The 23,073-nt window shown below is 56.6% G+C and carries 21 protein-coding genes and 1 tRNA gene; 10 read left to right on the top strand and 12 right to left on the bottom strand.

Features of this window, described 5'->3' with window-relative positions; translation table 11 throughout:
• Nucleotides 1–3 precede the first annotated feature (3 nt).
• Entirely contained in the window at nucleotides 4–726 is a 723-nt protein-coding gene (locus Q0W94_RS03815; RefSeq protein ID WP_297761356.1) for a cytochrome c biogenesis protein CcdA, read from the top strand.
• A 285-nt stretch (nucleotides 727–1,011) separates the two neighbouring features.
• On the opposite strand, the gene Q0W94_RS03810 is transcribed toward Q0W94_RS03815, so the two are convergent.
• On the bottom strand, nucleotides 1,012–2,190 hold the full coding sequence (locus Q0W94_RS03810; RefSeq protein ID WP_297762351.1) for a F420-0:Gamma-glutamyl ligase: 1,179 nt from the start codon (nucleotides 2,188–2,190) through the stop codon (nucleotides 1,012–1,014).
• A 75-nt stretch (nucleotides 2,191–2,265) separates the two neighbouring features.
• On the opposite strand from Q0W94_RS03810, the gene Q0W94_RS03805 reads away from it, so the two are divergent.
• From Q0W94_RS03805 to Q0W94_RS03795, 3 genes are read left to right on the top strand one after another with little or no spacing between them, the layout of a single operon-like run.
• On the top strand, nucleotides 2,266–3,042 hold the full coding sequence (locus tag Q0W94_RS03805; RefSeq protein ID WP_297761353.1) for a DUF1350 family protein: 777 nt from the start codon (nucleotides 2,266–2,268) through the stop codon (nucleotides 3,040–3,042).
• A 48-nt stretch (nucleotides 3,043–3,090) separates the two neighbouring features.
• On the top strand, nucleotides 3,091–4,323 hold the full coding sequence (gene trpB, locus Q0W94_RS03800; RefSeq protein WP_297761350.1) for a tryptophan synthase subunit beta: 1,233 nt from the start codon (nucleotides 3,091–3,093) through the stop codon (nucleotides 4,321–4,323).
• A 53-nt stretch (nucleotides 4,324–4,376) separates the two neighbouring features.
• Nucleotides 4,377–6,431 carry a cation:proton antiporter gene (locus Q0W94_RS03795; RefSeq protein WP_297761347.1) on the top strand — a complete coding sequence of 685 codons (2,055 nt, stop codon included), beginning with the start codon at nucleotides 4,377–4,379 and terminating at the stop codon, nucleotides 6,429–6,431.
• Here the strand turns inward: Q0W94_RS03795 and asnS are convergent.
• The 3 genes from asnS to Q0W94_RS03780 form a co-directional block, all read right to left on the bottom strand.
• The gene (gene asnS, locus Q0W94_RS03790) at nucleotides 6,428–7,816 is read right to left on the bottom strand and encodes an asparagine--tRNA ligase (RefSeq protein ID WP_297761345.1); all 1,389 of its coding nucleotides are present in this window, start codon (nucleotides 7,814–7,816) and stop codon (nucleotides 6,428–6,430) included. The two genes, Q0W94_RS03795 and asnS, sit on opposite strands and share 4 nt — an antisense overlap.
• A gap of 11 nt (nucleotides 7,817–7,827) precedes the next feature.
• On the bottom strand, nucleotides 7,828–10,212 hold the full coding sequence (locus Q0W94_RS03785; RefSeq protein WP_297761342.1) for an endonuclease MutS2: 2,385 nt from the start codon (nucleotides 10,210–10,212) through the stop codon (nucleotides 7,828–7,830).
• Between the two features lie 68 nt (nucleotides 10,213–10,280).
• Nucleotides 10,281–11,237, bottom strand: coding sequence for an FHA domain-containing protein (locus tag Q0W94_RS03780; RefSeq protein WP_297761339.1), 957 nt, complete (start codon nucleotides 11,235–11,237; stop codon nucleotides 10,281–10,283).
• Nucleotides 11,238–11,431: 194 nt separating this feature from the next.
• Here Q0W94_RS03780 and Q0W94_RS03775 point away from each other — a divergent pair, with 194 nt between their 5' ends.
• Nucleotides 11,432–11,908 (top strand): Dps family protein, encoded by a 477-nt coding sequence (locus tag Q0W94_RS03775; protein ID WP_297761336.1) that lies wholly within the window; start codon nucleotides 11,432–11,434, stop codon nucleotides 11,906–11,908.
• Here the strand turns inward: Q0W94_RS03775 and Q0W94_RS03770 are convergent.
• Nucleotides 11,905–12,075 (bottom strand): hypothetical protein, encoded by a 171-nt coding sequence (locus Q0W94_RS03770; protein ID WP_297761334.1) that lies wholly within the window; start codon nucleotides 12,073–12,075, stop codon nucleotides 11,905–11,907. The genes Q0W94_RS03775 and Q0W94_RS03770 overlap by 4 nt on opposite strands.
• Before the next feature lie 421 nt (nucleotides 12,076–12,496).
• Here Q0W94_RS03770 and Q0W94_RS03765 point away from each other — a divergent pair, with 421 nt between their 5' ends.
• The 3 genes from Q0W94_RS03765 to mutL are packed head-to-tail and all read left to right on the top strand — an operon-like array spanning nucleotide 12,497 to nucleotide 15,538.
• Entirely contained in the window at nucleotides 12,497–12,712 is a 216-nt protein-coding gene (locus Q0W94_RS03765; protein ID WP_297761331.1) for a DUF2555 domain-containing protein, read from the top strand.
• Nucleotides 12,699–13,916 carry a bifunctional phosphopantothenoylcysteine decarboxylase/phosphopantothenate--cysteine ligase CoaBC gene (gene coaBC, locus Q0W94_RS03760; protein WP_297761328.1) on the top strand — a complete coding sequence of 406 codons (1,218 nt, stop codon included), beginning with the start codon at nucleotides 12,699–12,701 and terminating at the stop codon, nucleotides 13,914–13,916. The genes Q0W94_RS03765 and coaBC overlap by 14 nt, the downstream gene beginning before the upstream one ends.
• On the top strand, nucleotides 13,913–15,538 hold the full coding sequence (mutL, locus tag Q0W94_RS03755; RefSeq protein WP_297761324.1) for a DNA mismatch repair endonuclease MutL: 1,626 nt from the start codon (nucleotides 13,913–13,915) through the stop codon (nucleotides 15,536–15,538). The genes coaBC and mutL overlap by 4 nt, the downstream gene beginning before the upstream one ends.
• On the opposite strand, the gene Q0W94_RS03750 is transcribed toward mutL, so the two are convergent.
• Entirely contained in the window at nucleotides 15,526–16,026 is a 501-nt protein-coding gene (locus tag Q0W94_RS03750; protein WP_297761321.1) for an NADAR family protein, read from the bottom strand. The genes mutL and Q0W94_RS03750 overlap by 13 nt on opposite strands.
• Before the next feature lie 170 nt (nucleotides 16,027–16,196).
• Here Q0W94_RS03750 and psb27 point away from each other — a divergent pair, with 170 nt between their 5' ends.
• Together psb27 and Q0W94_RS03740 are read left to right on the top strand one after the other, a co-directional pair.
• Nucleotides 16,197–16,601, top strand: a complete 405-nt coding sequence (gene psb27 / locus Q0W94_RS03745) for a photosystem II protein Psb27 (protein ID WP_297761318.1) — start codon at nucleotides 16,197–16,199, stop codon at nucleotides 16,599–16,601.
• A 1-nt stretch (nucleotide 16,602) separates the two neighbouring features.
• The gene (locus Q0W94_RS03740) at nucleotides 16,603–17,313 is read left to right on the top strand and encodes a M15 family metallopeptidase (protein WP_297761315.1); all 711 of its coding nucleotides are present in this window, start codon (nucleotides 16,603–16,605) and stop codon (nucleotides 17,311–17,313) included.
• Between the two features lie 13 nt (nucleotides 17,314–17,326).
• Here Q0W94_RS03740 and rpmB read toward each other — a convergent pair whose 3' ends face one another.
• The 6 genes from rpmB to Q0W94_RS03710 all read right to left on the bottom strand — a co-directional run bounded on the left by rpmB (nucleotide 17,327) and on the right by Q0W94_RS03710 (nucleotide 23,073).
• Nucleotides 17,327–17,563 carry a 50S ribosomal protein L28 gene (rpmB, locus tag Q0W94_RS03735; RefSeq protein WP_297761312.1) on the bottom strand — a complete coding sequence of 79 codons (237 nt, stop codon included), beginning with the start codon at nucleotides 17,561–17,563 and terminating at the stop codon, nucleotides 17,327–17,329.
• An 83-nt stretch (nucleotides 17,564–17,646) separates the two neighbouring features.
• Nucleotides 17,647–18,285 (bottom strand): LON peptidase substrate-binding domain-containing protein, encoded by a 639-nt coding sequence (locus Q0W94_RS03730; protein WP_297761309.1) that lies wholly within the window; start codon nucleotides 18,283–18,285, stop codon nucleotides 17,647–17,649.
• 59 nt (nucleotides 18,286–18,344) lie between these two features.
• Nucleotides 18,345–18,428 (bottom strand) — tRNA-Leu (locus Q0W94_RS03725).
• Nucleotides 18,429–18,610: 182 nt separating this feature from the next.
• Nucleotides 18,611–19,576, bottom strand: coding sequence for a DUF3644 domain-containing protein (locus Q0W94_RS03720; RefSeq protein WP_297761307.1), 966 nt, complete (start codon nucleotides 19,574–19,576; stop codon nucleotides 18,611–18,613).
• Nucleotides 19,557–20,126, bottom strand: coding sequence for a winged helix-turn-helix domain-containing protein (locus tag Q0W94_RS03715; protein ID WP_297761304.1), 570 nt, complete (start codon nucleotides 20,124–20,126; stop codon nucleotides 19,557–19,559). Before Q0W94_RS03715 ends, Q0W94_RS03720 begins: the two co-directional genes overlap by 20 nt.
• Nucleotides 20,127–20,358: 232 nt before the next feature.
• Nucleotides 20,359–23,073 (bottom strand): phospholipase D-like domain-containing anti-phage protein, encoded by a 2,715-nt coding sequence (locus Q0W94_RS03710; protein WP_297761301.1) that lies wholly within the window; start codon nucleotides 23,071–23,073, stop codon nucleotides 20,359–20,361.

Raw genomic sequence — 23,073 nt, 5'->3', positions numbered from 1 at the left:
ACCATGGCCAGCCTCAGCCTAGGACTCTACCAACTGGAACAGTGGGCCAACCAGTGGGTGACCGGTCAACTCCGTGATCTGACGGTGATCAGTGTCGGTATCGTCTTTTGGGCGGGACTGCTCACCAGTCTGACCCCCTGTACCCTCTCCATGCTGCCGATTACGGTGGGGTATATCGCCGGCTATGCCAGCAAGCAACAGGGCTCCGTGTTGCGCCAGTCCCTTTGGTTTGCCTTGGGTCTTGCCACCACCTTAACGGTATTGGGGATGACAGCGGCCTTGGCCGGGCGCATCTACGGTCAGGTGGGCTGGGGGTTAACCCTTGTGGTTAGTTTGGTGGCCATTCTCATGGGGTTGAATTTGCTCGAGGCCTTGCCCCTCAGCTTTCCCCGCAGTCGCTTCCTAGAGGAACTGCCGGATCGCGTCCCTGCGCGCTTACAGTCCTATACCCTAGGGGCCACCTTTGGCATAGTTGCTGCCCCCTGCAGCACACCAGTGTTGGCAACGCTGTTGGCGTGGGTAGCCACAACCCAACAGCTCTGGGTGGGGGCAGGTTTGCTCTTGGCCTACACAACCGGTTACGTCGTGCCCCTGATCGTGGTGGGTACCTTTAGTGGTGCCCTCCAAAAGCTACTGGCCCTGCGGCAGTGGTCGAGTTGGATCACCAGAGTCAGCGGCGTGCTCCTCATTGCCTTTGGGGTCATTGCTTTGGCCATTCGGCTGTAGCGATCGCTGGTCTTCAGATTTTCCATTGGCTGACAATGCAAGCACCTCTGGATTCAAATATTTGAGGGATTTTACCTCACCCAGAGACTATCCGCCTTAGGGGCATTTCTAACAGATTTGGAAGTGCTTGAATTTTCTGAAAACCAGTTTTGGAGAGGGATTGCCCCCCAGACAGCCGCGGAGCTAAAGTTTGACAAAAACAAAATAGAAACCGACAGGGAGAAAGGAGACAAGGTGACCAGGTGGTGCTGGGAGCCTTTCCCAGCCAAACTAATAGCAACAACTTCACTGAGAAGGCCGAATTAGCACAAGGGGAGTTTGCTCATCGGCATTGCCGGCGGGATTTTTCCTTAAGGCTTTGATCAGCAGTTCATGGGAAACCCCTTTGCTTGCGGCCAGAACCTTGACTGCTCCTAGATCATTGACATCAACAATGGCGACGCCAAGGCCGGTTTGGGCCGCCAGATCATCCACTATGGCTTGGGGGTTGGCAGGTCCCATGACAATAAATTGGTCGTAGGGGGGCAGCGTGCCGGTGACATCGTCAATGAGGCGAGCTTGTTCACCAGCCAATTGATAGAAACCGCCCTTGTGGCCAAAGATTTTGGCGATCGCTCCCCCAATAAAGGCCAACAGCACCCGCAACTCCCCCACCTCCTCAACGAGGGCTTGCATGCCACAGGCTGTGGCCAAACTGGAGGTGGGTAGAAAGAATTGACAGACCCGCGTTGCTACCCAGCCGGGGCGCAGTTGGGCTGGATCCTTAAGACGGCCTTGAATGATGGCAATGGGGGTTTCACCAATGGCAACAATATCTCCCGGTTGGGCATGGGGCATGACGTAGCGATTGAGCACCTCGGGGAGAGTATCCAAGGGCGTCAGTAAATGGGTGCGAATGGGTAGCACCTGAGCCCCCTCTGCCTGCCGCCACACACCCGTATCTCCCTTGGCCGGAAACTTTAGGGGGATAAATTCATGATGGGTTTTCAGGAAGCGACCATGGGGGCCATAGGCAACGTAGTGAATCTTGACCCAAGCCGCCTTGACCTCACTCACACCAATTCCCTGCAAATCCACGCAAATCTCGACATTTGTCTGCTTTGTGGACTTGACAATATAGGCAAACCAATAGCCATCGGCACGGGGCGGGAACTCAGGCTCCGGGTGGCGGGGGATAACCTGCACATTCGTTTCAATGCCCGCCACGCTGCCATCAGATAGCAACACCACCTCTGCCCGCAACTGTGGCACCATCACCTCAAGGCCACGGTGGGGATTGCTCAACCCCAGGAGCCCAACAAAACGGTAGTGGGTTGGCTCGTAGATTTCTAGATTCCAAGTAGCACGGATCACTTCTAGGGGATGGGCCGGCCGCTGGCGATACCGCCATTCCAGGGCGATCGCCCCCAAAAGGGCTAGTGATCCTAGGGCGGCTGCGCCTATCCCAATCACCGTTGCAATCATCACGTGTCCTGTACCACTGTATTTCCCGTATTCGCTAGATTACAGTCAGTTAGGCATTTTTGGAGTGATTGGATTTTGGAGTGGCACGAGGTTCGCGGCAACTGGCTGTGTATTCCCCAGCGCCCATTGGGGTGGGTTCACTTTTTGGGGGGAGCCTTTGTAGCAGCGGCACCGCAATTGACCTATCGGCGGCTGCTTGAGCACCTAGGGGAGGCTGGCTATGGCATTATTGCCACCCCCTTTGTGAATACCTTTGATCATAGGGCGATCGCCCTCGACATCCTCAATAAACTCGACTATGCCCTTGATTGGTTGGTGTACCGCCAAGGCTATCCGCCAGGACTGCCCATCTATGGTCTAGGGCACAGTATGGGCTGCAAGCTCCACCTGTTGATCAATAGCCTCTACGATGGCGATCGGGCTGGGAATATGTTTATGGCCTTCAACAACTACCCCGCCAGTCAATCCATTCCTTGGATGGAAAACCTGACCCCCAGCGGTGTTGAATTCAGCCCCAGCCCCACCGAAACCGAAACACTTATTCAAGAGCGCTATTCTGTGCGCCGCAACCTCCTGATTCGCTTCCAGGATGACGACATTGACCAAACGGCGCGCCTGCGCAGTCTCCTCAGAGCCAAATTTGGCGACATGGTCACTGCCCTCAAGCTACCGGGGAATCACCTCACCCCCCTTAGCCAAGGCCTTAAGTGGCAAGTCGGTGCCGAATTTTCTCCCTTGGATGCCGTCGGCCAGTGGATCAAGCAAAGCCTCTTTCCCGAAATGCAAGTTCTTGAAGCCTGCCTATTAGAGTGGCTCAATCCCTTGGGCACCACCCACCGTTGCCGGCCGTAACGTGGCACAATAGCGTAAGGAATCCTTAATGAAGAAAGAAATTTGCCCATGACTGTTGCCCCCTCTACTGCCCTCAGTGCCGCTGCTCGCCCCGATTCCCGCGGTCGCTTTGGTCGCTTTGGGGGCAAATATGTTCCTGAAACGCTGATGCCCGCCCTCAGTGAATTGGAGGCAGCCTTTGCCCACTACCGCCAAGATCCTGACTTTCAAGCCGAATTACAGCAACTCCTGCAAGACTATGTGGGTCGCCCGAGTCCCCTCTACTTTGCCGAACGTCTCAGCGCCCACTATGCCCATGATCAAGCCCAGCCCCAAATCTATCTGAAGCGGGAAGACCTCAACCATACAGGTGCCCACAAAATCAATAACGCCCTCGGGCAAGTTCTCCTGGCAAAACGCATGGGCAAACAGCGCATTATTGCTGAAACAGGTGCCGGTCAGCATGGCGTAGCCACAGCAACGGTGTGTGCCCGCTTTGGCCTCCAATGTGTGATTTATATGGGGGTGCAGGATATGGAGCGGCAGCGGTTAAATGTGTTGCGGATGCGTCTATTGGGAGCAGAAGTGGCCCCCGTCAGTGCTGGCACAGGGACCCTCAAAGATGCCACCTCAGAAGCAATTCGCGATTGGGTGACCAATGTTGAAACCACCCATTACATCTTGGGTTCAGTGGCAGGCCCCCATCCCTACCCAATGCTAGTACGGGAATTCCACGCCGTCATTGGGGCTGAAACCCGCCAGCAGTGTCTTGAGAAATGGGGCGGGCTGCCGGATATTCTCCTTGCCTGTGTTGGCGGTGGCTCCAATGCGATGGGACTTTTCCATGAGTTTATTGAGGAACCCCAAGTGCGCTTAATTGGTGTTGAAGCTGCCGGGCAAGGGCTGGACACCGGTCACCATGCCGCCACCCTCACCAAAGGGGAAGTGGGGGTGCTCCACGGCGCTATGAGCTATCTATTGCAGGATGCCGATGGTCAGGTGGTTGAGGCCCACTCCATCAGCGCTGGTTTAGACTATCCAGGGGTGGGGCCAGAGCATAGCTACCTCAAGGACATTGGTCGGGCAGAATACTACAGTGTCACCGATGCTGAGGCGGTGGCTGCCTGTGTGCGCCTAGCTCAGTTAGAGGGGATTCTCCCTGCCCTTGAAACTGCCCATGCCTTAGCCTATCTGGAAACCCTATGCCCTCAATTGACGGGGCAGCCCCGCATTGTCATTAACTGCTCTGGTCGGGGCGATAAGGACGTGGAAACCATTGGCCGTTATTTTCAGGCTCAGTAGGTACTGTGTATCCTTAAAGGCACCGGCATTAAAGTCACCTGTAGATTGCGGCCATGAACACGAGTAGCCCCGTTTTTATTTTTATGGTTCTATTGGCGGTCATTTTAACCATTCCGCCGGTGTTTGAGCGGCTGCGCTTACCGGGGCTTGTGGGCCTACTGCTGGCGGGTGTGCTGCTTGGGCCGAATGGACTACAGTTGCTAGAACACGACAGCGACACCATCAAACTTCTCTCAGGCATTGGCAAAGTCTATTTAATGTTTGTGGCGGGGCTAGAAATTGATCTGAGTCATTTTCGCAGAACTCGCGATCGCTCTTTGTTGTTCGGGGCTTTAACCTTCATTGTCCCCCTGGCGACCGGATTCACCATTGGCCACTGGTTTGGTTTTGATTGGAATGGCTCGCTTCTCATTGGCTCACTGCTGGCTTCCCATACCCTCTTGGCCTATCCAATTGTGCGGCAGTTGGGGGTTGTGCACAATGAAGCCGTGACCATTACGATTGGCGCAACCATTTTTACCGATACCGCAGCGCTGGTGGTGCTGGCCATCTGCGTGGGCATTAACCGTGGTGAATTCACGGTGCTGACTCTCCTCAACCAATTCATTGCCCTGGGTCTGTATTGCTTTCTGGTTCTGTGGGGGGTTGACCGCATTGGTAAGCAGTTTTTCCGGCGATCGGGGGATGCTCAGGGGAAGCAATTCCTTTTCATTCTTTTGACATTATTGGTTACTTCCATCGGTGCCGAAATCATTGGCATCGAGCAGATTGTCGGTGCCTTTTTAGCCGGTTTAGCCGTCAATGATGTTCTCGAGGACAGTCCCGTCAAGGAAAAGGTTGAGTTTATCGGGGGCGTCCTCTTTATTCCCTGCTTTTTTGTGGACATGGGGCTGCTGATTGACATTCCTGCCTTTGTCAAGACCCTCACCTCCATTGGCATTACGGTTGCAATTGTCATCGGTCTTATTGGCAGCAAGTTCATTGCGGCTTGGCTGGCTGCCCGCTGGTATCGCTACACTTCAATGGAAATGTTGACAATGTGGTCGTTGTCTTTGCCTCAGGTGGCGGCCACCTTAGCGGCAACCCTAGTCGGCTTCCAGGAGGGGATTCTCACCCAAGACATTCTCAACAGCGTGCTGGTGCTAATGGTGGTCACCTCAATTCTTGGCCCGCTGGTTACGGCACGCACTGCCAGTCGGCTGCCAATTCCGCAGCCCGAGCAGGCGGAGATTGAGGAACTGGCAACGTGGTGGGATGGCCACGAGGATCCCCAGCCCCACACCTTTACCGTCGTCGTCCCCATCCACAATCCCCAAACCCAACGCCCGCTTATGGAATTGGCGGCACTGTTGGCCCATCATGAGGCGGGGCGAGTTGTGGCAGTTGCGATTATCCCTTGCCAAGTGCACATGAATGATCCCCACCTCGATACCAAGCTCCGTCGCTCTCGCAAACTGCTGCGCCGCGCTGCGGAACTGGCCGCACCCTACAGCGTCGAGACAACCACTGCCATCCGTATTGATGAAGATATTGCCCTCGGGATTAGTCGCTTTAGTCGTGAACAGGAGGCGAGTCTCATTGTCTTGGGCTGGCCAGAAACGAGTAGTTGGCGCGCCCAGCTTTTTGGCAGCATCATTGACCGTGTCCTCTGGTCAAGCCCCTGTCCTGTGGCCATTACTCGCCTATTGGATGATCCGGAGAATATCCGTTCAATTTTGGTGCCGACCCGAGATCTCAGCCCAAAAACTCTACGGATTATTAGTTTTGCCCAAGCCCTTGGCAGTGCCAGCCAAGCAAAGGTAATGCTGCTGCACGTGGCCCTGCCCAACACGCCCTATGAACAAATGGCGCAGTTTGAGGAGGATTTGCGCCAGATTTTACAGGAAGCGAAGGGAGCAAGTCCCCTTGACGTGCACATTAAAACCGTTGCCAGTAGTGATATTGCCAGGGCCATCCTCGAAGAAGCAGCACTCTATGACTTGGTTTTAATGCGTTCGATTCGGCGCGGCACAGCGGGTGGACTGGCAGTGAGTGACATCACCACCCAAGTCCTCCGAAAGCTGCAAACCTCAATTATCCTCTTTGGCGAACCGCCACGCCTGGGCTAGAACTCGGCATTGCCCGGCGTCCGTGGAAAGGGAATGACATCGCGGATATTGTCCATGCCCGTCATAAACTGTACTAGCCGCTCAAACCCAAGGCCAAAGCCGGCGTGGGGCACACTGCCATAGCGACGCAAATCCAAGTACCACCAGTAGGTGGCTGGGTCTAGCCCTTGGGCCACAATTCGCTCCTGCAACACATCAAAGCGTTCTTCTCGCTGGGAACCCCCAATAATCTCGCCAATTTTGGGTGCGAGGACATCCATTGCCGCCACGGTTTTGCCATCGTCATTGAGGCGCATATAGAAGGCTTTGATGGCAGCGGGATAATCATAGACAATTACGGGGCGGCGGCAGTATGCCTCAGCAAGATAGCGCTCATGCTCCGATTGCAGGTCTAGCCCCCAAGCCACCGGGAACTCAAAGGCACGGCCACTCTTTTCAAGGACTTGAATGGCTTCACTGTAGCTGAGGCGGGCAAAGGGTTGAGTGGCCATCTGTTCGGCAGTTGCCATGACGCTATTATCAATCCGCTCCTGAAAGAAGGCCATATCCTCTGGGCAGTGGTCAAGGACATAGCGAAAGACAAACTGCAAAAAGGCCTCCGCTAGTTCCATATCCCCCCTGAGGTCACAGAAGGCCATTTCTGGCTCTACCATCCAAAACTCGGCAAGGTGGCGCGAGGTGTTGGAGTTTTCAGCGCGGAAGGTGGGGCCAAAGGTATAGACGTTGGTAAAGGCTGTGGCCATAATTTCTGCCTCTAGTTGGCCACTGACGGTGAGGTAGGCACGACGGCCAAAAAAGTCTTGACTGAAGTCAATCTGCCCCTCTGGGGTTTTGGGCGGCTGGGTTAAATCCAGTGTGGTGACAGTAAAGAGTTCCCCAGCCCCTTCGCAGTCACTGGCGGTAATGATGGGGGTATGCACCCAGAGGAAGCCCCGCTCCTGAAAGAACTGGTGAATGGCCGTGGCACAGGCATTGCGCACTCGCATCACAGCGCCTAGGGTATTGGTTCGTGGTCGCAGATGACCAATGGTGCGTAGAAATTCAAAACTGTGGCGTTTCTTTTGCAGGGGATAGGTTTCTGGATCGGCACTGCCCCACAGGTGAATCTCCTGGGCATGGAGTTCAATGGCTTGGTTTTTGCCAGGGGAGCGCACCAGCTCGCCTGTGAATTCCGCTGCGGCACCAGTGGTCAGGTCTTTGATAGTCGGGGTGGCAGCGGCAAGGGTGTTGGGAATGACCACCTGCAATCCCGCTAGGGTTGAGCCATCGTTAAGGTTGACAAAGGTGCATTCCTTGAGGTCGCGTTTGGTACGCACCCAGCCTTTGACGGTGACGCGATCGCCCACTTGACCTTGGTGAAGAATATCCCTAATTCGCTGCTGCATGGGTCTTTTTCCTATAACTGCACAATTGTTACCCCCCGGCCCCCCTCCTCAGGGGGCGCAAGGTGATAGCTTTGAACGCTGGGGTGCTGATCTAAAAATTGATGCACAAACCGGCGTAGAGCACCACTGCCGTGGCCGTGGATGATCCAAACAGTTCCCTGCTGGCGGTTGAGGAATTCCTCGAGGAGAGGTTCCGCCTCATGGGTACGCTTGCCCCGCAGATCCAGGGTACGGCTCTCGGTGCGGATGGCCGGTGCTGTGGTGCGGGCAGTTGGCGGCGAGGGAGCTGGGCTAGGCTTGGGCTTAGACGGCGGGTGTACGGGTTCCCCCTTAAGGGACTCGACCGCGTGGGGTGGCACAGTAAATTTCACGGAACCCACTTGGACGACAATATCCCCCTGCTGGCTGACACTGAGGACTTCACCCACCTGTTGCCATTGGGGTAGACGCACGCGATCGCCCGGTTGAGGAATAAAGCCAGCGGGCGGGGGGGGTGGTAGGTAGGTTTTTTCAATCTGCGCCAAGGCAGTTTGAGCGGCTTGTACCTGTTCCGGACTGTTGGCGCGTTGCAGTTGGGCAATGATTTTGGCAATTTCCTGCTGAGCTTGATGGAGGGCAGTGCGTACCTGTTCCTCCTGTTGCTGACGCAACTGCTGCTGGCGCTGTCGTAGTTCCTGCGCCTTTGTGGCGATTTCCTGGTAGAGGGCTTCGGTATCGCGCAGCAGGGTCGCTGCCGCTGTGGTTTTGGCCTCTTGATCCTGGCGCTGAGCCACTAGCCCCCTGATCATCTCATTGACACTGTTGCTATCTCTGCTGAGAAGGGCCTTGGCCGCCTCAACAATGCTGGGATATAGCCCCAACCGCTCGGCGATCGCCAGGGCATTGGATTGTCCCGGCATGCCCCACAACAAGCGATAGGTGGGCGCAAGGCTTTTCTCGTCAAACTCAACGGCGGCATTTTCAAAGCGCCTGTCTTGGTACTTGAGGGCCTTGAGCTCACCATAGTGGGTGGTGGCAAAGGTGAGACTGGCGTGCTCTGCCAGATAGCGTAACAGGGCGATCGCCAGGGCGGTGCCTTCACTGGGATCCGTGCCTGCCCCCACTTCATCCAGAAGCACCAGTGTATTGCCGCCTGCGACCTCCAGCTCCGTGAGAATATCGCGGATATTGCAGATATGGCTAGAAAAGGTGGACAGGTTTTGGGTAAGGGACTGCTCATCACCAATGTCTGCCCAAATGCCTGTAAACCAAGGCAACTCTACGGGGGCTGCCGCCGGCACATACAACCCCGCCTTGGCCATGAGGGCAGCCAATCCCAATGTTTTTAGGGTTGCCGTTTTTCCGCCTGTATTCGGGCCTGTAATGGTCACCACCTTTGTGGCTGGCTGTAATTCAATATCAATGGGAACCACTGGCTGCCCCTGTTCATGGTGCTGTTGCCAAACCAAAAGGGGGTGCCGCAATGCCTTTAGGTGCAAGCGCGTCTCACCCACAAACTGTGGTGGATTCCCCTGCAACCAGAGACTGTAGTGGGCACGAGCAACGGCCATATCCAGCGCTGTAACGACATCAAAGACATACCAAAGATCATCATTGATGCGAGCTAACTGTTCGGAGAGGGCCTGACAGATGGCACGTTCTGCCTCCGCTTCTTGATGGGTCAGTTGTTGCAGGCGGTTTTGCAGGTCAATGGTTTCCTGGGGCTCAATGTAGAGGGTGGCTCCACTGGCGGAGAGATCGTGGACAATGCCCGGAATCTGATCTTTGTGGGTAGCTTTGACCGCCAACACATAGCGATCGCGCCGTTGGGTAACCACTGCCTCTTGAATCGCCCCTGCTCGCTGCTGCAGAATCTGCTGAAGCTGCTGCTGGATCTGGGCGCGGCATTGCCGTTGCTGCTGGCGAATTTGCGCCAACTCAGGACTGGCGCGATCGCTCACTTGCCCTTGATCGGTAATGCAGCGGTAGATTTCCTGCGTCACCTCAGGATAGGTGCGGACACCCGCCACCAGTTGTTGGAGCTCACTGAGTTGCGCGTGCTCCTCAATTTGACGCCGCTGCTGCCGCGCAGCACTCAACAGGTGGGCGATCGCCAGCAATTCCGTGCCTTGTAAACAGCCCTGATGATCCAGTCGCGCCAGGGCAGGTTCAATATCCGTGACTTGGCTGAAATCTAAGCGCACTTGGTGTACCGTTTCTAGGGCAATCACCTCGGCAGTTTGCGCCAACAGCACTTGACTGGCCGCTTGGGTACCCCCTAGGAGGTCTCCCCCTTGAAGCTGACGCATACCCCGCTTTGTCGAAGCAAACGTTGCCAACTGCTGACATAGACGTGGCCACTCCAGACGCCCTAGGGATTTATCAAGGGCACTAATTTGTGACGTTGTGACAACCAATGTTCGCCATCTGCTGAAAACACTACTTCCACTGACTGTAGCACTGCTCACTCATCCGTGCAGCGGTTCTAGGGGACAATCCCCGATATCTCTGTATCCACAGCATTTTGCAATTTCAAGAGGGTATTGGTGAGGGCTTCGGGATTGAAATAGGTCCACCCCAGGGCTTTGGCGATGGTTTGCAATCGCTCTGTAATGCTCGTGAGCTCCCCAAACATATTTTCGCGGGGCAACCCCCCAAAGAGTGCCATGGCGCCTTGATTGACCGCCCACTTGCACTCCGATTCATGGACACGGGTACGCATGCCACTGAGGAGAATGACATTCATTTGTGGATAGCGCTGGCGATACTGCCGGCAAAAATCGTAGGGATTAGTTTTGGGCATTCCCAAATCCAAGAGCAAGAGGTTGATGTTGCAGTTGAGGGACTCCAGATGGGCAATGATTTTTTCTAACTCAAAGTGGGAAGTTGCCCAAATCGTTGAAATACCTTGGGAGTTCAATAATTCCCGCCACATTTCCCCTTGGGTACGGGAAGAATGGGTCATCAACACCGTCACTTGACCTTTGCTCCCATGGGAGTCATTGGTGTAGGGGGGAGGACTTGCCACATCCCGCAGGTCAATGTATTCTAGCTCTGACTCACCAGCGGAAATGCGATCGCCATGCCGGAGGATGTGGGGAGCACTGAGGCGGTGATTCCCCACAAATGTGCCGTTCATACTGTTCAGATCTGTCAAGGAATAACGGTGATCCGGTTGGCGTTCTATGCGCAGGTGATGCCGTGAACACCAGCGATCGGGCAAAACGATATCACAATCTTTGCTGCGACCAATTTGCCAAACAGGTAACTGATCCAACACAATTGAACGTTGCATATAAACTGAGTGCAACAATAAGCGGGGTGTGGGGGCCGCTAAAATCAGCTCACTGGGACGCATAAACCCCAGCTGCTGTTCGCCAAAGCGAGTTGGCGAGTTTAAGTGGGGAACGTAGGTCTCGGGGCGATTGGCGGAAGCATCCATAGGAGTAGCTAAAAAACTAAATTATTGAGTTCATTGTTATGCTGCTTGTCCTCGCATTGTTAAGCAGCACAGAACCACCTTCATCTTAATGTCAATAGAATGGCAGTAGCACCCTGAGGGATTGCTAAAGCGTACTCATTATGAGTATGATTAAGTAAGACAGGACAGTTCAATGACTGTCAAAGGAGACTGCTATGAGTACAACCACAACGCTGAAAGAGCAAGTGCTGACCACGCTAAAACGGGAACAGGCCAATGCAGTGGTCATGTATTTGAACTACAAAAAGTACCATTGGTTGACCTATGGCCCTCTGTTCCGGGATTTACACCTGCTTTTTGAAGAACAGGGGTCAGAGGTTTTTGCCATGATTGATGAACTGGCTGAGCGGAGCCTCATGCTGGATGGCCAACCCGTGGCAGACCCAGCAGATTACCTAAAAGTAGCAACAGTCAACCCCTCCAGTGGCCAACTTACGGTCAAGCAAATGATTGAGGAGGCGATCGCCAACCATGAACTGATCATTACTGAGATGCACCAAGATGCCGAAATCGCCACTGAGGCCGGTGATATTGGTACTGCCGATCTCTACACCCGCTTGGTGCAAACTCACCAAAAACATCGCTGGTTCCTCAAGGAGTTCTTGGCCAAGGGCGATGGTTTGGTCAGTTAGTTGCAGACTAGGCCGTTGTAGCCAATGGTGGTGTGGCCACCGCGAGTCACCGTAGCTGCTATTTCAGCACTGGGCACGGCCTCAGTCACACCACCTGTCACCCCATAGCCCACAAACCAAAGCGTGTAGGAACCGTCGGCATTAGCCACGTAGGGGGCTTGGCCCACAGGACCACCATACCTGAACTGATCGGCGCGATGCAGGTTAATCCACCATTGGCACGTTCTACAGCTTGGCGAACGTCATTGCGAGCAGGCATGAATTCAACAAGATTTAACAACATATTTTTATTAACAATATTTTTTAAGAACATTTACAGCTACAGGGTCTGGGCTCCCCCTAGCAGGGAGGGGATCGCTCTCCCAAGGCAAGGAACTAGCATGAAACTGGCGATGAGCTGCTGGATTCCCTAGTGTGCCCTAGCTTTGCTTTTTATCGCAGCCAACGGCCGTTTCTGGCTGCGGCAGGACACCCCTCGATGCAACAGTGACACTACATATATCCCCTGAAGGAAATAGGGATTTCCGCACCGCTCTATAATGGGAATGGATAAAAGGCTTACGCCCTGGGCGTCAGGGAGGAGGGGTTATGCCAGCAACGCACCACTATTCTCCAGAGTATATTGACCACCTCACCCCCGAAGCTGTGGCTGCCTTGGCACGGCGGCTTGAGGAGGATGACTACGACACCCCCTTTGCCGCCCTCGAAGACTGGCACCTCCTGCGTGCTATTGCGTTTCACCGACCAGAGCTGGTGGAGCCCTATCTGTATCTTTTGGATTTAGAGGCCTTTGACGAGTCCTAGAACAGTTCCCCATTTGCTGGTGGGGGTGGGGGGGGGCATTGCTGCCTATAAAATCTGCGATGTGATCTCCACGCAGGTGAAAGCAGGGTGGCAGGTTTCCGCTATCCTTTCGGAGACTGCTTCGCAGTTCATTACCCCTTTGACCCTTTCAACCCTGTGCCGGCGATCGGTGCTTACGGATGCGGATTTTTGGCATCCCCAAGCGCCACGACCACTGCATATTGAGCTGGCGGAAAGGGCAACCCTGATGTTAATTGCTCCCCTGACAGCGAATACCTTGGCAAAATTGGTGCTGGGCTTGGCGGACAACCTACTGACCAGTACGGTGCTGGCCTCCCAAATGCCAATCTTGGTGGCACCGGCTATGAACACCACAATGTGGGAGCAACCGACAGTACAAGCCCATTGGCAACAACTACAACAACAGCCCCGTTATCATTGCTTACCCCCGGCCTATGGCCGCTTGGCCTGTGACAGTGTCGGTGTGGGGCGAATGGCGCAGACGCAGGAAATCATTGCCTATTTAGATTCTTTGGCCTATACCCACGGCAAGCGAGACTTAGCGGGGAAGCATCTGTTGATTACCGCCGGGGGCACCCGGGAATATTGGGATGCCGTGCGTTTCATCGGTAATCCGGCAACGGGCAAAATGGGGATCGCTCTGGCCAGGGCAGCCCTTCATCGCGGGGCAAGGGTCACGTTGATCCATGGGGCGATCGCCGAGCCGCTCCCAGCGCAGGTACGCGCTATTGAAGCAATGAGCGGCGAAGCAATGTTCAAGGCCATCCTAGAGGTGTGGCCAGAGGCAGATTGGTTGGTGATGGCTGCTGCCGTTGGCGATGTCCGCCCGGCGCAGCAGTGGTCGGGAAAGCTGCCTAAATCGGAGTTGCCTACGGCCTTACCCCTGAGTCCGGTGCCCGATATTTTGCAAGCGCTGGCTCAAAGGCGTCAGCCCCACCAACGTCTGATTGGTTTTGCCGCCCAAACGGGGGATATTCGCACGCCTGCCCAGGAAAAGCTAAAACGCAAGGGTTTGGATGTGATTGTTGCCAATGCCGTAGATCAAGCGGATTGTGGTTTTGGCACCGTGGAAAACGCTGCGGTAGTGCTGGATCGGCAGGGGCGATCGCGCCATCTTGCCAAGGTACCAAAGTTAATTCTGGCCCACCAAATTTTTGACCTTGTCCAAGAATGGCTGCCATGAATGATGGCCTGACGGTTGTCCCGTTGCCGCTTGAAATGCAGCGGGCGATCGCGGCTGCTGAAACCCTCGACTCCCTGGCCACGGTTGTTCAAGAACTGGTGGAAAATGCCCTGGATGCTGGCGCAAGTCGCATCCACCTGCACTGGCGCCCTTCAGCATGGCACCTTGAGGTTACAGACAATGGCGAAGGAATTCGCTGGGCAGATCTCCCTCAAGTAGCCCTCCCCTACACCAGCAGCAAGTTACCCGCCAGTGGGAAATTAGCCGACATCACCACCTTGGGATTTCGCGGCCAAACCCTCCACAGTTTGGCACAAATGGCCCAGTTAACGATTTGCAGTCGCCATCGCGAGGCCGAGAGCGGTTGGCGAGTGAGTTATGATGCCCACGGCCAAGTGCGCAGCCAGCGTCCTCTAGGAATGGCCGTGGGGACCCATGTGATTGCTGAGCACATTTTTCAGGACTGGCCCCAACGTCAGCAGGGAGCAAATCCAAAACAGGTACAGCAGCGGCTTCAGCAAATCGCCCTCTGTTTCCCGCAGGTGGCTTGGTATCTCCTTAAGGATGGCAAACAGTGGTGTCACTGGCCGGCGGTGGCGTCTTTGGGCGATCGCCTGCTGCAACTGATGCCGCAACTGCATCCTCAAGATCTACGCCAAATGAGTGATGCCCAGATCGAACTGGTCTTGGCACCGCCGGATCGCCACCATCGTCCCCGCCCCGATGGGTTAGGGGTTGCCGTGAATGGCCGTTGGGTGGAACTGCACAGTGATCCCTCGTGGCAGCAGGTGATTCTTGAGGCTTTTGGACGCGGCCTCCCGCGGCAGCGCTTTCCCCTGTGTATTGCCCATCTCCATTTACCGCCGGGGGCGATCGACTGGTCAGCAGAGCCCCAAAAGCGCAGGATCTATCTACGGGAGCCAGAGCAATGGCAAGCCCTCTTGGTAGAACGCATTGGCCAGCTCCTTGCCTGCCCGGCACCGCCCTTGAATAATGCCAGCGGCTATCAGGTGCTCAAGGCGGCTGAACCTGCGGCTCGCTATCGAACCCTGTTCTCTCCAAAGGGACCTGCCACTTCCCTACCTGCACTGAAAGTGGTTGGCCAGTTGCACAACAGGTACATTATTGCCGAGCACGCCGAGGACATTTGGCTGATTGAGCAGCACATCGCCCACGAGCGGGTACTCTATGAGCAAATTGAGGCGGATTGGCAGGTGGTGGAGTTAGAGCAGCCGGTGTTGCTGGAATCTCTCACGGAAACACAAGTGCAACGCTTGCAGGGGTGGGGGCTGGCGATCGCCCCCTTTGGCGCACAGGTTTGGGCAGTGCGCAGTGTGCCCGCTCTTTTGCGCGATCGCCAAGACGTGGCGGCGGCCCTCATTGAACTCAGCCAAGTGGCAGATCTTACCGCCGCTAAGGTGGCCGTTGCCTGTCGCAGTGCCATTCGGAACGGAACGCCCCTCACCCTTGCGGAAATGCAAACCTTGGTGGATCAGTGGTATCGCTGCCATCAACCCCACACCTGCCCCCATGGTCGCCCTATCTGTCTGCAACTGAAAGAATCTAGCCTTGCCCGTTTTTTCCGTCGCCACTGGGTGGTAGGCAAAAGTCATGGCATCTGACAAAAGGGGCAATCCTGCAGGGGAGTAAAGACATGGAGATCTGCCCCTTGGCGCAGACAGTGCCGCAGATGCATCAGCAGCCGTCCTAGGTAGTTTGAGCCCTGGCGATCGCCCCCGCAGCCCCAATAGCTATCTACGGGGGAGTCCTCCACTAATTCTTCATCCACAGTTGCCAAGAGCAGTTCCCGCAACTCGGCATGGGTGGTAAATTTAGCCACCAGGGCACGCCACATCACTGCCTGTTTGAGCTGATCCCACTGGGGATGAACCGGATAGCGACCACTGCGGCCTAGTTGGGCAGCCGCCTCAGGGGTTGGCGCGATGCGAATAGCATGACCAAAGGCCTCATGGGGAGTGCCAAAGAATTTGTGGGCTTGGTAGTAGTGCTCTGCTGTGGGCCAGTAATAGCCCTCTAGGGTAAACCCGTGGGGAGAGAAATTGGAAAAACTGCCGTAGGCATCCTTGACGCGATAAAAGTAGATTGTCATTGCCAACCGCGTGTCTGCACCCCTTGATCACCTAGCGTTTATCATGGCTGAGATCATGATGCCCCAAATACAGTCCTTTTCCCAGGGACAGAACCGGGTTAGGGTAACCAATTCTTGCTAAGATTAGCCTCGTGGGTATCTTAAAACCTAATTTTGTTTTGGGGTTGAGTATGAAACGTTTTTGGGCGATGGTTTGCGCGCTTTTCCTAAGTGTGTCACTACTACTGACCAGCTGTGCCAATGTGCCCACGGGGCTAACGGGCAATTTCCGTGAAGATACCCTTGCCCTGATCAGTAGCCTGCGGGAAGCGATCGCCCTGCCCGACAATGACCCCAACAAAAAGGCAGCTCAAGCCGAGGCCCGCAAAAAGCTCAATGATTTCTTTGCCCTCTATCGGCGCGATGACTCGTTGCGATCGCTCTCCTCCTTTATGACGATGCAAACCGCCCTCAACTCCCTGGCGGGTCATTACAGTTCCTATCCCAATCGTCCTCTGCCTGAGAAACTCAAAGCCCGTCTTGAGCAGGAATTTAGGCAAGTCGAGCTAGCGCTGGAGCGCGAAGCGAAATCTTAAGATGGCCCATAAGCCCTACACGAGTATCCCGATTCAAGAGTGTGGGGAACCCTTGGTGCCCATTCCCGATTCATTTCTGAAGCTGCACCCCCATCCCTATCAGTCCCTGGGTGCTCCCTATGGCCAAGCCTCCCCCTTTTGGTTACGCTCGGGTGTTCTTGCCGCCCTGGAGCGGGCCCAAGCGTTCCTAAAACCCCACGGTTGGCAATTGGCAATTTTTGATGCCTATCGCCCCATTGCCGTACAGCAGTTCATGGTGGCGCATACCTTTAGTGCCCTCTGTCAAGAACGGGGGCATGATGCGCAGCAACTTGAGCCGGCGATCGCTACCGAGATTTGGCAACAGGTGTACCGCTTTTGGGCGGTGCCCAGCCTAGACCCGGCAAAACCACCGCCCCATAGTACGGGGGCTGCTGTGGATCTCACCCTCGCAGATAGGGAAGGCCGCCTCCTAGAGATGGGCGGTGCGATTGACGAAATTTCTGAGCGATCGCTGCCAGACTTTTACGATCGCCACCCAGAGGGGACCTCTGCCGCCTGCTTTGCCCAGCGCCGCCAAGTTCTCTATCAAGCAATGAGCGATGCCGGTTTCCAGCGCCACCCAAACGAGTGGTGGCACTTTTCCCTTGGGGATCAGTTGTGGGCGTGGCAAAGGCAGCAACAGACTAATCAGCGGGACATCATCGCTCGCTATGGGCGCATCGATTTCTGAGGATGGGTAACCCCTAGAGTTTGTTAAGATCCAACCCCGCTTCTTTGGCAAACGCACTCAGGCCTTTGCGCTCGAGGGTTTTAATGGCTTTGGTAGAGAGGCGCAGTCGCACCCAACGCTTGCCCTCTGGCCACCACACCCGTTTCCATTGCAAATTCACTTCCTGTAGTTTTTTGGTCCGCCGATGGGAGTGGGAAATAGCGTAGGCGTTATTGGCTTTTTTTCCAGTTAGTTGACAAACGCGGCTCATCGGTTTTCTCCCCTGCAAGGCAATGTGATGCAAAAAATAAGCAAGACCTCTAGCGTAACATATTCCGCCGAGAAGGACATGGCCTATTTGAAGGTTTCCTTGAGGACGGTACGGGCCGCCAAATGATTGCGGGTGGTGGTTAAAATTTCCGCTTCCCGCAGCAGGCGATCGTAGGTGGACTGTAGCTCCAAAAGGCGTTGCTGCTCCTGAGCGACACCGCGAAAATTACTGGCAATCCAATAGGACAGCTCCAGGGCAGCGGTGGGCACATCGGGGGGCAGTTCCATGGGTTGTTCCGTCAGTTTTGCCGAGAGGCGCACCACATCCTCAAGCAGTTGACGCACTTCTTGGGCCAAGGGGCGCAGATCAATGCTGGTGGGTTCATCCTCGATCCACTCCACCAGCCCAATGCGGTAGGGTTTTTCGCGCACATAGTCAAGGATGCGAAACCGCTGCTGACCCAGAGAATCAATGAGCATGCGGTCATCGGGCAGCCGTTCGTAGCGACGCACTTCTGCACAACAGCCCACCGTGGCTGGTCGTCCCGTTTGCGGATCCCACATCACGATGCCAAATCGGCGATCGCTCTCCAGAATTGTATTCATCATGATGCGGTAGCGAAATTCAAAAATATGGAGCGGCAGTGGTCGTCCCGGAAAGAGCACGACATCCGGCAAAGGAAAGATGGGGAGTTCGCGAACGGCAATGGAGGAAAAAGCCATAACGACAATGCACAGAAGCCAATGCTTCTATCCTACCGTACTTTGCAGGCTCGCCAAGATGCGGAACCGGGGACTTGAACCCCGAAGTCCTTGCGGACACTAGAACCTGAATCTAGCGCGTCTACCAATTCCGCCAGTTCCGCTCCTCATTGTTTTAGTCAGTAACTTCTTATTATCCTAGGTTCGGCTTAATTCTGTCAACTCACCCGTTGCACCGTGTCGGTAACCTGCGCGGTAAAGGAGACGGTCTGATCCGCCAGGGTGGTCTCTCCCACCGGCACCGCCGCTGCGCCGACGCAGTAGTCGGCTAGTTCGGTCATCAGAATCAGGTAAGGCGAGGCTCGTATTGCTTATCAAACTCTGACAGTATCGCCTGACTGTAGAATATCTTTTTCGGCGATTCCGGCTTCTGAGGATCCAAGTGCCGGACATGAGCAAATCGCTGATCGCTCTCCCATGACTTGCGAAGCTGGTGATATTTTTTGTCGACTTTGAAATTTGCATAGCGCTGCTTGCATTCTTCTGTGAGTCTTCGGTAATCCCATGGATAACGCTCGCGAATTTGTTCGTCGGTCAAGCGGAGAGCCGGAGCGTTCGGGTCGTTGGTGACACGAACAGGGTTTGCTGATACAGATTTGGAGCGGACGAACCGCAGCTCGATGTTGATCGTCACGGAGTACTTCCCATTGGGGTCACTGTCGCCGCTATCCAACCTGTTCACATAACGGAGAAAGTCCTTTTCTTCCTTATTTAGCTCCACGGCTTCCGCCGTCCGGGGCGGTGCCACAAAAGAAAGCGGCATGAGATAGAAGTTGAAGCGGGAGAGATTCTCTTTGAACCAATCCTGCACAGCCGCGGCGAAGTTCTTGACGGTGGCCATGCCGATCTCCTGAACCCGCTCCGCAAGCTCAGGACTGTTGTGATAGAAGTGAACCACTGTGTCGCGCAGCTCTGCGAGCGCTTCCAGATTCTTCCGGCAAGCTTCGTCGAGCACTTTTTGCTCGGTGAGCTTCTTTGCCAGGTAATCGGCGCTGTGGGTGAACGGGCTTCCGGAACGCGTGCGCTTGTATCGCGGCCGCTTACTGCCACCTCCCTGGCGCACGTAGAGACTGCTCAAGCGGTTCCTGTTCATCGCCAGCCATTTGGCTTTCAGCAGAAGTTCCCAGGCGTTGAGCGCTAGAATCGTGAACGACTCGGCGCGGTAGCGGAAATCGGGTTTGTTGTACACATCAATCGCCGCCACCATGGCAGCAATGGCGCGGTTGAGCAGCTCACGCGATCGGGCTTTCATCTTTCAATGCCTTCCGCCCTAAGTCCGAGATCTCCCAAGTCCCGTGGGGAGAATCTTGCTTCATCAAACCTTCGCGAACCAGGGTATTGCGGCACCACTGGGCCGTGTTGCGCCAACGAATGGACTTAGGATCCGATGGCAACGGCTGAAGGTCGTATTTCGTCAGCTCGGCGCGCATTTTCTTCTCAAGAAGGTCCAAAACCTTGCCAGTCGGGGCTTCTCCACCGAGCTCGACGAGCGACTCCAGAATAGGGCGGCGAAAGGTGTCCTCTGGGGTACGAAGTCCCCGCGGCAAACGGCTTTTGACCTCGCGGCTCGCCTTCTTTGGGCGCTGCGGTGTCCTTGCCAAGAGAGAAGCCCATTCTTTTTGAAGCGCCTTGACCTTGTCGCGGAACTCCACGAGACGATCCGCTTCCTCTATGGCGCGGCGCGCCGTATCGTAATTGCCTTCCTTGAAGGCTTGTGCCCCGTCTTCGTTGAGTTGGTTGGCGACTAGCTCGATCTCTTCGAGCAAGATCTCGAAAGCGGTGTTGACTTCATTGACCTGCATCGGTTTGCCTCCGGTTAGCGGCTTCGATTCTTGTGCTTGTGTTTGCTCTCGCTCACGTAACAGCGGAGCGTGTTGCGGTACAGCCGCTCCTTTCCGCCGCACCGCGTGCTGATTGCCTTCACACGTTCCTGGACTGCGTCCTTCGCCCCACCGTTCTCGCCCCAGGCGAGTGAGGGTGGCAGGACCAGTAGGGTGAGCGACTTCGGACATGCGCCCGGATTTGGTAAACCCATTATCGAGAATCCCAAGGCGTTGAGAGCGCATCCACGATGTCCCGCCTTGCGAGAACGCGGGAGCAGAGCTCCCACCGGTTCTTGTCTGGATCCACCTGGCGTTCGTAGCGGATCTCGAAAGCGTCACGCGCCTGCTTCCGCAAGTGCAGGTACTGATCCATCATCGCCTCGAGCTTCTCGACGTTTTCGATCCACTCGTCGTCGATGGTATCCGGCAGGTTGCCGAAGATGTCGTAACGGTCTTTCATGCGCCGCGAAAGCGCCGCATAGACCTTCTCGTCCTGTGTGTCGTGGTAGACGAGATTGAGCATGTCCACCGTCTGCCGCCGCTGGCCGAAACGCTTGATGCGGCCGAGCCGCTGCTCGAGCCGCGATGGGTTCCAGGGCAGGTCCACGTTGATCATCGTGCCCAGCGTCTGCAGGTTCAGCCCCTCGCACGCTGCGTCGGTTGCGATCACCAACCGAATCTCGTGCTTGCGCACCGCTGCCTTGATCTCCTCACGCTCCACGGTCGCAAAGTCGCCGTCGCGGTGGATGCCGCTTTTGCCAGCGCCGGCATAGATCGCGATGGGCTCGCCGGAGAGCGCGGTGGCCAACTCGGCCGCGAGGGCGCGAACGGTGTCGTAATACTGGCTGAAGACGATGCAGCCGTGCTCGAGCCAGGTCTTGCCCTCGGTGCGGTGCTCGGTGAGAAAGTACTTCACGGCCGCAATCTTGGGATCGCGGGCCTCGGGACGGGACAGCTCGGCGATGATCGAATCGAGATGGGCGGCCTCTTCGTTCGTCAGTCCCTCGAGGATGCCGTCGAGCTCGAGCGGCGCTTCCTCGTCCTCGAGATGCTCCCGCCGGCGCATCTTCTCGGCCGTGGCGCGGCCGGAAGCAAAGCTCGAACAGATGCGCTGCAGCAGCAGGGTCTTCATGAAGCCAGCCGCCTTCGAGCGCTTGCGCAACGCCTCGGTGAAGGCCTCGGCCGCGCGGTAGGCGAGATCGAAGGGGTGATTGGTCACGAGTCCGAGCCCCTGCAATTCGACACCCCGGTACGTTCCGGGCGGGGCATCGGGGTCGGGGTGCACGTCAACCCCAACACGCTCCAGCAGCCCCGCGTCTTCGAGCGTGCGGCGGCGACGCAGGACCGTGTGGCGCACGATGGGGTTGTGGTCCTGCAGAAAGCCGGGGGCGAGCGCCTCTGCGAGCGCCTGCTGCTCGAGGAACCCGAGCGAGCCGAACCCGCGGTCGGTGAAGAAGTGGTTGTCGGCGACCCCGAGCTGCAGCCGCAGCGTCCCGAACAGGGGGTGCTCGCGCGCCGGCGGTAGGGGGTTGCGCACCCACTCCCAGGCCTCGCGCTCGTCAGGCGGGTTCACCTCACCCTTCACTAGGGGGAGCGCCTTCTCGAAGTCCGCCCAGCGGCTGAATACCTCGCGCCCCAGCACGAAATCGGCGTCGCTGTTCAGGATGCGCAGCAGGTCCCACAGCTCGCGCACCTCGGTCTGGATCGGCGTGGCGGTGCCAAGCAGCAGGTGTCGCGTGCGCGGCCCGATTCGCAACATGAAATCGAGCAGGTTGTTCGGTTCTTTCTCGCGGCTGCCCAAGCCTCCGCGGCGGCGGGCGCGATGGGCCTCGTCGAGGATCACGGTGCCGTACCTGCGCTCGAGCAGGTATTGGCGTTCGGCCGAGTCGTGGAAGATGAGGCCGGTGGAGACGATGGCGATCTGCGCCGGGCAGCGGGCGATGTCCTCGGCGCCGCGCGTGCGGATCTCGTGGCCCTTGTGGTCGAGCCAGACCTTTTTCGCCGAGGACCAGACCATGCTCGGGATGCCGAGCTTATCCGCGAGCTCGACCTGCCATTGCAAGGTGAGGGTGGCCGGGCACAGGATCAGCACGGGGCCGTCCTGGAGCAGGGCCGCGACCAAGGCGCTGGCCGCGAGCGAGAGCGTCTTGCCCAGGCCAACCTCGTCGGCGAGCAAAAGCCGCGCCTTACCGTAGGTCTCGCGGTGTTCCAGGAAGATGGTGACGAACGAGCGCTGCCAAGGCTGCAGTTGCTCGCCGCCGCGGTAGATGGGCGCCTCGGCGAGCGCCGCGGCAGGTAGCTCGGCGGGCGCCGCGTCGCCGAAGCGGATCTCGACGCGCTTGGCGATGCGCTCGACTTCCTCAACGATGGCCTCGGGCAGCGGGTAGGCCTCGGCCCACAGCGCCGCGAACTCCTCCTCGAGCCAGGCCACGCCCTCGGGCGAAGGGTCCTCCCAGAGGATTTCGTAGTTCTCGGCGAAGGCGCTCTTGCTTTCGTTGATCGAGCCCAGAAAGCAGGTCTTGCTGCCGTCGGCCAGTTCGATGACACCAGCCTTGCCATGGATGAAGACGCGGTCCTTGGGCACCACACGGATCTCGAGGCGGCCGCTGGTGAGCAGCGCGTGCAGCCGCCGGTAGCGGTTGCGGTGCAGCAACGCCTCGACTTCAGGCACCGCCTGGTTCCAGTGTTCCTTAAGCGCGGTCTCGCGCGCATGCCGCGCCACGATCAGGTCGGCGGCGTCGAGCTCGCTGTTGCAGACCACCTGCACCTTCGGGATCTGTGCGATCTCCTCGCCCACCAGCTCGAAGATGGAGCTGCGGAAGTAGCCGGCGATGCGGCGGTAGGCGCGCGCGCCCCTGAGCCTCTCGTTCAGGAAGGCGTGATCGAGGCGCTGGCGACGGGAAGAGAAGCGCCGGATGCCGCTCAT

The organism is Thermosynechococcus sp. (genome assembly GCF_025999095.1).
Lineage (GTDB): Bacteria > Cyanobacteriota > Cyanobacteriia > Thermosynechococcales > Thermosynechococcaceae > Thermosynechococcus.
This window is presented reverse-complemented; position numbering and strand designations above follow the sequence as displayed.

Coding starts and splice junctions, on each gene's coding strand:
- Q0W94_RS03815 (WP_297761356.1), top strand. CDS start 4: ATGGCCAGCCTCAGCCTAGGACTCTACCAACTGGAACAGTGGGCCAAC.
- Q0W94_RS03810 (WP_297762351.1), bottom strand. CDS start 2,190: ATGATTGCAACGGTGATTGGGATAGGCGCAGCCGCCCTAGGATCACTA.
- trpB (WP_297761350.1), top strand. CDS start 3,091: ATGACTGTTGCCCCCTCTACTGCCCTCAGTGCCGCTGCTCGCCCCGAT.
- Q0W94_RS03795 (WP_297761347.1), top strand. CDS start 4,377: ATGAACACGAGTAGCCCCGTTTTTATTTTTATGGTTCTATTGGCGGTC.
- asnS (WP_297761345.1), bottom strand. CDS start 7,816: ATGCAGCAGCGAATTAGGGATATTCTTCACCAAGGTCAAGTGGGCGAT.
- Q0W94_RS03780 (WP_297761339.1), bottom strand. CDS start 11,237: ATGGATGCTTCCGCCAATCGCCCCGAGACCTACGTTCCCCACTTAAAC.
- Q0W94_RS03775 (WP_297761336.1), top strand. CDS start 11,432: ATGAGTACAACCACAACGCTGAAAGAGCAAGTGCTGACCACGCTAAAA.
- Q0W94_RS03765 (WP_297761331.1), top strand. CDS start 12,497: ATGCCAGCAACGCACCACTATTCTCCAGAGTATATTGACCACCTCACC.
- mutL (WP_297761324.1), top strand. CDS start 13,913: ATGAATGATGGCCTGACGGTTGTCCCGTTGCCGCTTGAAATGCAGCGG.
- Q0W94_RS03750 (WP_297761321.1), bottom strand. CDS start 16,026: ATGACAATCTACTTTTATCGCGTCAAGGATGCCTACGGCAGTTTTTCC.
- psb27 (WP_297761318.1), top strand. CDS start 16,197: ATGAAACGTTTTTGGGCGATGGTTTGCGCGCTTTTCCTAAGTGTGTCA.
- Q0W94_RS03740 (WP_297761315.1), top strand. CDS start 16,603: ATGGCCCATAAGCCCTACACGAGTATCCCGATTCAAGAGTGTGGGGAA.
- rpmB (WP_297761312.1), bottom strand. CDS start 17,563: ATGAGCCGCGTTTGTCAACTAACTGGAAAAAAAGCCAATAACGCCTAC.
- Q0W94_RS03730 (WP_297761309.1), bottom strand. CDS start 18,285: ATGGCTTTTTCCTCCATTGCCGTTCGCGAACTCCCCATCTTTCCTTTG.
- Q0W94_RS03720 (WP_297761307.1), bottom strand. CDS start 19,576: ATGAAAGCCCGATCGCGTGAGCTGCTCAACCGCGCCATTGCTGCCATG.
- Q0W94_RS03715 (WP_297761304.1), bottom strand. CDS start 20,126: ATGCAGGTCAATGAAGTCAACACCGCTTTCGAGATCTTGCTCGAAGAG.
- Q0W94_RS03710 (WP_297761301.1), bottom strand. CDS start 23,073: ATGAGCGGCATCCGGCGCTTCTCTTCCCGTCGCCAGCGCCTCGATCAC.